The following is a 9685-nucleotide window of genomic DNA, read 5'->3' on the forward strand; positions in this document are numbered from 1 at the left end:
AAATTAAACTCAGTATTGAAAAATCTGAGGCCAAGCCGGGATTAGATCTGAGTTGTCAGTACATATTTTGTCCATCGGCGATTAATTGCCCCTGCACATTTTCTATTTGTCCGGCAATTAAACCGTCATCTTCAGTGAAGTAGGCAATATGAAACATTGCCTCACCTTCCTGAACCAGAGGAATATTTTGCTTTCCTATAATGATGCCGGCACGTGTAGCGGTGACAATATTGATAATATCACCATAAGGAGAACCGATTTCAGCTAACAAATCCCCTTTTTTCACCTGATCACCCAAGTGACGCTCGTGGTTAACTATCCCGCTTGCATTAGCACGTAACCAACTGCTGCTGTTTGCAATAAAGGGTGCCGTTTTTTTGCGTTTTGACGGTTTCTTTTTCACCATTTTTAAATGCGCTAAGACATTTAAAATACCTGTTATGCCTAACCTGATTGAAAACTCATCAAATCTTAATGCTTCACCCGCTTCATACAATAATACTTTGGTATTATTTTCCACTGCTGCTTCTCTTAATGATCCATCAACCAGATTTGAATTTAAGATAACCGGAGCAGAAAAAATTTTTGCCAGCTCTTTTGTTTCAGGATCTGATAAATCCGCTCTGATTTGCGGTAAATTAGAGCGGTGAATGGCTCCGGTGTGTAAATCGATACCATAATCACAATGCTGAGCAATCTGAGTCAGGAATATATGCGCCACGCGGGCAGCTAAAGAGCCTTTGGGAGATCCCGGAAAACTGCGGTTTAAATCGCGGCGATCCGGCATATAACGGCTTAAGTTAACCACACCATAAACATTGACCATGGGTACTGCAATCACCGTTCCGGCAAGCAACTTAAAGCTCTTCAGTTTAAGTAAGCGCCTGATAATCTCTATACCATTAAGTTCATCGCCGTGCACAGCCGCACTTAGAAAGATTGTCGGCCCGGGCTTTTTAGCCCTGATAATATGAACAGGCAAGGAAACATCAGTATCTGTGTATAACTTTGCTACAGGGAGATCAATTTTCTGATCGGTACCGGGTAAAATTTCATATTCACCGATGCGTAATGTCGCCATTATATCTGTCCTTAATTATCCACGCCCACGAGTTTTGTTTGTATGCGATTGATTTTCTTTTATATTTTTTTCAAGAAACTCAACAACCATACCCGCAACGTTTTTACCCGTCGCAGCCTCAATCCCCTCTAAACCGGGAGATGAGTTAACTTCCATTACTTTAGGCCCGCTTTCAGAGCGCAGTAAGTCAACACCACAAAAATTCAAGCCCATGATCTTGGCTGCATTAATCGCCGTTTCCCGTTCTACTTTAGTTAATTTAACCACCACAGCAGAGCCGCCGCGGTGAAGGTTGGAGCGAAACTCGCCTTCCGCACCTTGTCTTTTCATGGCAGCAACCACTTTACCGCCAATAACTAAACAACGGATATCAGCACCACCAGCCTCTTTGATAAACTCTTGTACCAGGATATTTGCTTTGATCCCCATAAAAGCTTCGATAATACTTTCCGCCGCTTTAGAGGTTTCCGCAAGCACTACACCAATCCCCTGGGTGCCTTCAAGCAATTTGATAACAACAGGTGCACCACCAACATTCTTGATTAAATCTTTAATATTGTCAGGTTTGCTTGCAAAACCCGTTCTCGGCATACCAATGCCTTTACGTGAGAGTAACTGCATTGAGCGTAATTTATCTCTTGAGCGGCTAATAGCAACGGACTCATTAATATTGAAAGTGCCCATTACTTCAAACTGCCGCGCAACGGCGGTACCGTAAAAAGTAACTGAAGCACCGATGCGTGGGATCAATGCATCATACACCGGTAATTCTTCACCATAATAACGAACTGTCGGACGGCTGCTGGTTATATCCATGTAACAATGCAGCGTATCAATAATATCAACCTGATGGCCTCGTGCTTCGCCTTCTTCTTTTAATCTTTTTGTCGAGTACAGATTCGAGTTCCTCGATAAAATAGCAATTTTCATGATCTTTCCTTTTTAATCAACATGATCTGAGTTGATTTGTGTTAATGAGGCAAACTCAGCTTATTCTATGGGCGCGAGTTTAGGCGATTGCCAGAAGCATAACAAAATCATTATTTTGCGGTGCCTGATGAAAAAATTCGATTATGCGCATATCCCCAAATTACTTAAAAACGCAGAAATCTGCATTTTCAAGTAAATTGGGTATACCTATTCAGTCTAGTCGAAAATTTAAAATCTCTGTCAAACGACAGTAATTCTACCAGCCCCATTTTACAAAGCAGATCTCCCCTAACATTTTTCATAAAAAATTATCTCGCAGTTCACAAATCCGCTGATGCAGTAAATAAGCTCGGCATAAAATTGAAGTATAGCCATTCTACATAGAGATGTTATAACAAAGCAGATTTGTGCAATTTACCTTGCCCTACGGGGCGCTATATCGAAAACCAGTTCTGCGTTGCAGCAATCGAAAAGGGAATAACCATTTAAGGTGTTAAATGCTTGCATTTACACCTACCGATAGTGGATTAACGAAGTTAATCTCACGAAAGGTTCTCATGTTGCGCCTTGCTCTGGTCTCCAAGCTCGTGCCTGACAAAGTATTTTGAAGTAACATGGGTATCAATGTTTTTTATACGGATTCATTTTTTTTCACGGCTTCTTTAATGACCGTCAGGCTGCCATCGATATGGAGATCCCTTTGCGGAAAAGAAATGACAATATTATTTTCATCAAACAGCTCTGCAATGCGAAAACGCACATCACTTCTGGTTATCCGTAAGGTGCTATCCACTCTGGCATTTATCCAGAAGTTAACCTCAAAAACCAATGAGCTGTCAGCAAAATCTTCAAAAGTAACAACGGGTGGTGGATTTTGTAATATCACCTCCTGCTCTTTTGCTGCGCGCAAAATTAATCCGGCAACAGTTTTCACCGGAGATCCATATGCAACACCAACACTTACCGTGGTGCGCATAACATGGTCAACAAGTGTTCTGTTGACCACGGTATTTTCTAATAATTTACTATTGGGAATAAGTAAATGGACACCATCTACCCGTCTAATTCTGGTTGAACGGGTATTGATCTCCTCTACCACCCCTTTCACACCATCAACCTCCAAAAAATCGCTAATGCGGATCGGCCGTTCCCACATTAGAATCCAACCACTGATAAAATTATTAATAATGTTTTGTGCGCCAAAACCGAAGCCAATGGCGATCGCACCTGAGAGAAAAGCAAAAGCGGTAATAGGTACATTGATTAAATCTAAGATCGTCACCAGAGAGATGGTGATAGCTAAAACATAAATAATTCTTCTAATCAGGTGAATCAGATTGGGGTCTGCTTTTTTGGACATTAAACTTCTTGAGATAAGATTGACTAACCCTCTGGTTAATAAATAGCCGATATATAAAACGATCGGCATCAGGAACCATTGACCAACGGTTATTTTCTGACCCACTATTGAAATGGTCGGGTAGTTTAATATTTTTATCAGATCATCTAATTGCATTTTTTACATACTCTTTAAATAATACCCAGTGTATTAATTTGTATAACGTTGTTAGAACCATTTATTTCTTTTTAAAAGACCAATTTGAACAATAATAATCACCCACAAAAAGCCAATAAATAATGCAAATGCATAGGGATTATCAGCTCCGGGTATCCCGCCGACATTAATACCAAGCAAGCCGGTTAAAAACCCTAAAGGAAGAAAAATGGCGGTAATAATGGATAAAACATACATACGGTTATTTAGCTGTTCATTTAATTTATTGGCAATTTCTTCCTGCACAACAATGGCTCTATCTCGAATGGAGTCAAGATCTTCAATATAGCGCATTAACGTATCCAATGCTTCGCGTAATTCAAGACGCTGGTCACTATTAAAGAAATCATGCTTGTCATTTTGCAGCTGTAACATAGCTTCTCTCTGGGGCGCGAGGTAACGGCGCAATGCAATTATCTGCTGTCTTAATTCAACCACATCATTTCTTAAAACATGGCTGTTCCGGGTTAACAGCTGCTCTTCTATTGACGCTAATTTTTCCTCAATTTCATCAATAGTATCGCTCATTCGCGCTATCAGCTCTGAGCTGAATTGGGTCAATAATTCAATTGCGCTGGTCGGGCCATTTTTTGACTCAATATCACGGGCAATTTTTTCAGCAGAAAGAAGACGACGATGTCTGGTGCTGATAATTCTATTTTTATCCACCCAGATACGGATCGAGACCATATCTTCCGGGTCGCTGTTAGGTGACAGATTGACACCGCGTAATGAAATAAGAAAACCATCATCAATAAAAGTCGCCCGGGGGCGAGTTTCTTCATTTAATAAAGCAGCTATTACCACCGGGTTTAACTCACTGTGATTTTCAATCCAGAATTGTGTTTGTGCAAAGCTGTAATCAAAATGCAGCCAATAGCTCTGTCCGGTATCAAGCGAATTAACACTATCAATACGCTCTACCTGATGGTTTTTATTTAAGTAATATCCATAGATTAGTCCGGGATCTTTTTTCATTACACAACTCCATTTACAGTTAGCCGAACCAGCAAGTCCGTGGCCGGAGTTTAAACTAGTTTGGCTGTGTGGTTATGTTTGTTTTAGGGGGTATTAGGGTCGGTTGACCTTTCGCGTACAAATTTTGCACGCTAAAGGTCAACAGACCCTAGAATATGGCATACAAATCATAGGGATGCAAAAACTATAATGAAAGAAGAATTACCGGGCAGGGAAAATCAATACCAACAAGGTTGATCAGTTTGCTCCGGGTTGGTATTGATCATAGTGAAGCTCTGCTTCTGGATTTAACGATTTAAATAACGTTTTTCCCATTGTTTAAAAACAAAGATCACCGAGAAGGTCAGGCACATATATAAAACAGCAGCCCCTAAATAGGCCTCGAAAGGGGCATAATAACGCGCATTGATCACCCGCGCGGCACCGGTGATATCAACAATAGTAATAATACCGGCAATGGCACTGCCATGGATCATAAAAATGATTTCGTTACTGTAAGAAGGCAAGGCACGACGTATCGAATTCGGCAAGGTTATACGTCGCAAAATCTGCCATTTATTCATACCATAAGCTTTTGCAGCTTCCAGCTCACCTTTAGGCATAGTGCTAATCACACCACGAACGATTTCAGCGGTATAGGCCCCGGTATTCAGAGTGAAGGCCAATAAAGCACAAAACCAGGCTTCCTGGAAATAATGCCATAACCAGCTTTCCCGTAATCCATCAAACTGTGCTGCACCGTAATAAATAATAAACAGCTGCACTAACAACGGCGTACCACGGAAGAAGTACATAAAAAGCCAAATCGGGCCTTTGATAAACCACTTTTCACTGCTGTGTAAGATACCCGCTGGAACAGCAATAAATAACCCCAGTAACAATGAAAGCGCCACCAGCCAGATAGTGGTCCATAACCCCTCGAGGTAAAACTGATATTCGTTAATAAATATTGAAAGATCCATCTCTACCTCGTTTTAATTGTATATTTACGCTCAGCCCACTGCAGAAAAAGGTTTGAAACTGAGGTTAAAAGAAGAAAAATGAATGCAACAGTTAAATAAAAGGTAAAAGGTTTCTGTGTTGTGCCCGATGCATCACCGGCGATTTTAACCATATCCTGTAATCCGATAACCGAAACCAACGCAGTTGTTTTCAATAAAACCAACCAGTTATTTCCTATACCCGGTAACGCGTGGCGCATCATCTGCGGAAACATAACACGAAAAAATATTTTGTATTTATTCATTCCATAGGCAATCGCAGCTTCTAGCTGGCCTTTTTCAACCGCTGAAAAAGCACCACGAAATGTTTCTGCCATATAAGCACCAAAGATAAAACCTATAGTAACAATACCGGCAAAATAGGGACTGACATCGATATAATCAGGTAAAAATGAAGACCATTCATGAGCAGGATTAAAGCGGGCAAAAAGCCCGTTTAACCATTCATTGAAACTATAAGTGAACTCGTTGATCAACATCTGGCCGCCAAAAAAAATCAGCAGCATTAAAATCAGATCCGGAATACCACGAATAACCGTCGTATATAAGGTTGCAGCACCTTTTAAAAATGTTGAATGCGATAGCTTAGCAGAAGCACCCAGCAAACCTAAAAATACCGATAATAAAAGTGACAACAGTGCAACCTGAATGGTTAACCATGCCCCTTCAAGCAGTATGCCCTGATAATTTTGTAGCTCAGTCATAGCAAATTTTACTTCCAATTAAATAAAAAAGGATGGTCGCCCATCCTTTTTATAGACCCTTTCAGCGGTTATTCTGCGCCATAGATATCAAAGTTAAAGTACTTATCCTGAATTGCTTTATATCTGCCATCGGCACGAACCGCAGCAATCGCAGCATTAAACTTTTCTACCAGATCTTTATCCTGCTTGCGAATTGCAATACCGGCACCTTCACCGAACCATTTAGCATCAGTTAATTGAGGGCCAACAAATGCAAATTTATCACCGCCTTCTTTACCTAATAAACCGTCGATAATAGCGGCAGCATCTGCTAATACATAATCCAGGCGCCCCGCTTTCAGATCCAGGTATGCTTCATTAGCTGAACCGTAACGTTTAATTTCAGCTTTTGGAAAATTATCAGAAATATAAGTGTCCATACTTGTCGCACGTTGTACACCTACTTTTTTACCTGTCATAAAGTCAGCCGTAGCTTCAAATTGAGTTCCTTTCAGGGCTGCAAAACGGGCAGGAATGTGCATATATTTATCAGTGAAAGCGACCTTTTTTTTACGCTCAGCTGTGATATCCATTGTCGCAATAATTGCATCGTATTTACGGGCTAACAGCGCGGGAATAATACCGTCCCAGTCCTGTTTTACTATGGTACATTTTGCGCCTATCTCAGCACATAAGGTATGAATCAGATCAATATCGAAACCTGTTACACTGCCATCAGCTTCCGTATTACTAAATGGCGGATAAAATCCCTCCACCCCGATGCGGACTTCTTTCCACTCTTTCGCCTGCGCTGCATTAAGTGACATAGCAAACAGTGCTATTAATAAGCTTATTTTTTTCATTTTATATCCTTGTAATAAGAGAGAGTTAAATATTCCAGGTTCGTCGTTTAATAAACCGATGAAATAAATTGTTTAAAACGTTTAGATGACGGGTTTACAAAAATATCTTCCGGTTTCCCCTGCTCTTCAACTAAACCTTCGTGTAAGAAGATCACTTTACTGGAAACATCACGTGCAAAAGCCATTTCATGAGTAACTACTAGCATAGTGCGTCCCTCTTCAGCTAACCCGCGCATCACATTCAATACTTCTCCGACAAGTTCAGGATCAAGTGCTGAAGTAGGTTCATCGAAGAGCATCACTTCCGGCTCGACAGCTAGTGCACGTGCAATAGCAACGCGTTGTTGCTGGCCTCCAGATAGCTGCCCCGGGTAAAAAGCCTTACGCTCATATAACCCAACCCGCTGTAATATAATTTCAGCTTTGGCAATCGCTTCCTTTTTCGGCACACCTAAGACATGCACCGGTGCTTCAATAACATTTTCCAAAACTGTCATATGTGACCATAGATTGAAACTTTGAAAAACCATCGCCAAACGGGAACGGATACGTTCAACCTGTTTAATGGAAACTGGTACTGCACCGCGCTTTTTATCCTGTCTCATTTCGATTAACTCACCATTTACACGAATCTCGCCGGAGGAAGGAGTTTCAAGAAGATTAACGCAACGCAGTAGTGTACTTTTACCCGATCCCGAAGCGCCTAAAATAGAGATAACATCGCCTTTATATGCTTCTAAATCGATTCCTTTTAAGACTTCGTTAGCTGCAAATGACTTATGGAGGTTTTTAATCGATAGTGTTGGTAATGGCATATAATTCAATTCATTTTTTGTGGGTAAAATATTTTTCGTATATTAACAGTTATCATCGTGGATTTTAATAAAATTAATATCAAGCTTTTGCACCACTGAAGTTTAATAAAGCTGTAAATAGCGAAGATCATCGTTAAACAATAATTATTTTAAAAAGAGAGTTAGAGCTTGTTTTATAATTACCTTTACAATTTTTTTTTCCATGTTATCTTGCGCGCATTTTACAATAATAGATAACAAACAAGGTGAATAACATGCCACAAACGATTAAATACGCAAACCCGGGTCCTCTAGGTCTAATGGGTTTCGGAATGACAACAGTTTTACTTAATATCCATAATGCCGGCTTTTTTCCGATCAGTGCAATGATCCTGGCAATGGGTCTTTTTTATGGCGGTGCAGCGCAGGTTATCGCTGGTATCCTTGAGTTTAAAAAAGGTAATACTTTCGGTTTAACAGCTTTCACTTCTTACGGTTTTTTCTGGATCAGTCTAGTTGCATTGCTTCTTTTCCCGCAAATGGGTTTAGGTGATGCTGCACAAGCTACACCGCATGCATTTATGGCCTGGTACCTGGTTATGTGGGGAATCTTCACCGCTTTCATGTTTATCGGCACATTACGTGGAAATAAAGTGTTACAGTTTATTTTTGCCAGCTTAACAGTTCTTTTCTTCCTATTAGCGATCCGCGATTTCACCGGTTCTAAACTGATTGGTACTATCGCTGGATTTGAAGGTATTATCTGTGGATTCAGTGCTATCTATTTAGCAATGGCGGAAGTAATTAACGAACAATACGGTCGTACTGTTTTACCAATCGGTGCAAAGGAATAACAACCTGGCATAACAGTCGCTATTAATGGCTCAGCAGTTGATAAAAACCGGGTATAAAAACCCGGTTTTTTTGTTTTTAACGGAACAACAAATCGCTTTCCTTTTCTTCTTCCATGCACCGCCAACAATGATAATACCAAATCCGATAATTATCTATTCATTTATGCTTGTTAAAATGAATGCTAGCTAGACATAAAACTACGTTTTAGTCTTTGTTATTTATTTTGCAATTAGAACAACTAGTTACTGCAATCAATGCCTTGCTTTCATCCATTTTTCCTACGCCTAAATAGATCATCTAATTAACGGAATTGGTATAATTCAGACAACTAATTTAATAGGAAGTAGTCTGATTAACCGTGATGGTGTTCATGATGCTCGTGGTGGTGATGCTCATTGTGTTCATGATGCTCATGATTTTCATGTTCCTTATCATCTTGTGTTTCCTGCAATCTAGCTAGCAAACGGTTCAATCCTGTTTCTGTTTGCTGTTGTTTTTCTTCATTCTCTAATGCTTGCAGCTGTAACAGCTCATTTTCTTCAGCAAGTTTGTTGTTTTGTTCTTTAAGTTCAGCAACCTGCTGTTTCAGTTGCTTATTCTTTGCAATGGCTTGCTCGATAAGTTGTTCTAGTTGAGGCAGAGTATTTTCTATCATAATGTGCTCTTATAAACGGTAGGGAGATAAGGTCTAATTTAATCTAAAGTGGCCCATATTACTATATGGATCACTCATTATTCACCTCTTGATCAAACCAATGTCAATAAAAAAGCTTCTTTCTTTTCCATTGCTTCTTTAATACTTAAACGTACACGGCCTTGACGGTCTACTTCCAGTACTTTAACTTTCACTTCCTGACCTTCAACCTTGCGCGCAACGACGATAGTTAATGATGAAGAACCGAAACGAAGTTTCGCAGTCTGAAGAAGACCTGAGACTTTTTGTAC

The 9685-nt window shown here is 40.1% G+C and carries 10 protein-coding genes and 1 pseudogene; 1 reads left to right on the forward strand and 10 read right to left on the reverse strand.

Annotation, left to right across the window (positions count from 1 at the left end; translation table 11 throughout):
- Window positions 1-55: 55 nt before the first annotated feature.
- The 8 genes from ABZA00_RS04725 to ABZA00_RS04760 all read right to left on the reverse strand — a co-directional run bounded on the left by ABZA00_RS04725 (window position 56) and on the right by ABZA00_RS04760 (window position 7906).
- Window positions 56-1081: a succinylglutamate desuccinylase/aspartoacylase family protein gene (locus ABZA00_RS04725; RefSeq protein WP_372880989.1), complete on the reverse strand. Its 1026-nt coding sequence runs from the start codon at window positions 1079-1081 to the stop codon at window positions 56-58.
- A gap of 15 nt (window positions 1082-1096) precedes the next feature.
- A complete protein-coding gene (rimK, locus tag ABZA00_RS04730) occupies window positions 1097-2011 on the reverse strand; it encodes a 30S ribosomal protein S6--L-glutamate ligase (RefSeq protein WP_372880990.1) in 915 nt (304 codons plus the stop codon).
- A 631-nt stretch (window positions 2012-2642) separates the two neighbouring features.
- On the reverse strand, window positions 2643-3527 hold the full coding sequence (locus ABZA00_RS04735; protein WP_372880991.1) for a mechanosensitive ion channel family protein: 885 nt from the start codon (window positions 3525-3527) through the stop codon (window positions 2643-2645).
- Between the two features lie 51 nt (window positions 3528-3578).
- The gene (locus tag ABZA00_RS04740) at window positions 3579-4544 is read right to left on the reverse strand and encodes a zinc transporter ZntB (RefSeq protein ID WP_372880992.1); all 966 of its coding nucleotides are present in this window, start codon (window positions 4542-4544) and stop codon (window positions 3579-3581) included.
- A gap of 287 nt (window positions 4545-4831) precedes the next feature.
- Entirely contained in the window at window positions 4832-5506 is a 675-nt protein-coding gene (locus ABZA00_RS04745; protein WP_372880993.1) for an ABC transporter permease, read from the reverse strand.
- A gap of 2 nt (window positions 5507-5508) precedes the next feature.
- Complete coding sequence (locus ABZA00_RS04750; RefSeq protein ID WP_372880994.1) at window positions 5509-6249, reverse strand: ABC transporter permease; 741 nt, start codon at window positions 6247-6249, stop codon at window positions 5509-5511.
- Window positions 6250-6317: 68 nt separating this feature from the next.
- The gene (locus ABZA00_RS04755; RefSeq protein ID WP_372880995.1) at window positions 6318-7091 is read right to left on the reverse strand and encodes an ABC transporter substrate-binding protein; all 774 of its coding nucleotides are present in this window, start codon (window positions 7089-7091) and stop codon (window positions 6318-6320) included.
- 47 nt (window positions 7092-7138) lie between these two features.
- The gene (locus tag ABZA00_RS04760; RefSeq protein ID WP_372880996.1) at window positions 7139-7906 is read right to left on the reverse strand and encodes an ABC transporter ATP-binding protein; all 768 of its coding nucleotides are present in this window, start codon (window positions 7904-7906) and stop codon (window positions 7139-7141) included.
- A gap of 254 nt (window positions 7907-8160) precedes the next feature.
- On the opposite strand from ABZA00_RS04760, the gene ABZA00_RS04765 reads away from it, so the two are divergent.
- On the forward strand, window positions 8161-8739 hold the full coding sequence (locus ABZA00_RS04765) for an acetate uptake transporter (protein ID WP_372880997.1): 579 nt from the start codon (window positions 8161-8163) through the stop codon (window positions 8737-8739).
- 437 nt (window positions 8740-9176) lie between these two features.
- On the opposite strand, the pseudogene zapB reads toward ABZA00_RS04765, so the two are convergent.
- Window positions 9177-9395, reverse strand: a pseudogene (gene zapB, locus ABZA00_RS04770) (cell division protein ZapB); the annotation flags it as partial.
- A 92-nt stretch (window positions 9396-9487) separates the two neighbouring features.
- The coding region (locus ABZA00_RS04775) for a hypothetical protein (RefSeq protein WP_372880998.1) at window positions 9488-9685 on the reverse strand (198 nt) is incomplete at its 5' end.

It is taken from the genome of Psychromonas sp., assembly GCF_041586535.1.
Classification (GTDB): Bacteria; Pseudomonadota; Gammaproteobacteria; order Enterobacterales; family Psychromonadaceae; genus Psychromonas.